Origin of the sequence: Bacillus cereus group sp. BfR-BA-01383 (assembly GCF_022663495.1) — a bacterium.
Taxonomy (GTDB): domain Bacteria; phylum Bacillota; class Bacilli; order Bacillales; family Bacillaceae_G; genus Bacillus_A; species Bacillus_A cereus_AU.
Window position 1 is genome coordinate 1 of record NZ_JAKUFP010000120.1, and the last position, 354, is coordinate 354.

Sequence of the window (354 nt, forward strand, 5' to 3'; positions counted from 1 at the left end):
AAAGTGCGGGTGAAGGGAGTCGAACCCCCACGCCAAAGGCGCTAGATCCTAAGTCTAGTGCGTCTGCCAATTCCGCCACACCCGCATATTTTATTGAAATGGTGAGCCATGAAGGATTCGAACCTTCGACCCTCTGATTAAAAGTCAGATGCTCTACCAACTGAGCTAATGGCTCTTAATGGCTGGGCTAGCTGGATTCGAACCAGCGCATGACGGAGTCAAAGTCCGTTGCCTTACCGCTTGGCTATAGCCCAATAATTAAGAAATGGTGGAGGGGGGCAGATTCGAACTGCCGAACCCGAAGGAGCGGATTTACAGTCCGCCGCGTTTAGCCACTTCGCTACCCCTCCGACA

At 52.5% G+C, this 354-nt stretch carries 4 tRNA genes; all 4 read right to left on the minus strand.

What is annotated here, in order from left to right:
- Positions 1-4: 4 nt before the first annotated feature.
- The 4 genes from MR065_RS27195 to MR065_RS27210 all read right to left on the minus strand — a co-directional run bounded on the left by MR065_RS27195 (position 5) and on the right by MR065_RS27210 (position 350).
- Positions 5-85, minus strand: a tRNA-Leu gene (locus tag MR065_RS27195).
- A gap of 14 nt (positions 86-99) precedes the next feature.
- Positions 100-175, minus strand: a tRNA-Lys gene (locus MR065_RS27200).
- 4 nt (positions 176-179) lie between these two features.
- A tRNA-Gln gene (locus MR065_RS27205) sits at positions 180-254 on the minus strand.
- Between the two features lie 12 nt (positions 255-266).
- Positions 267-350: transfer RNA gene (locus MR065_RS27210), tRNA-Tyr, on the minus strand.
- Positions 351-354: the final 4 nt, after the last annotated feature.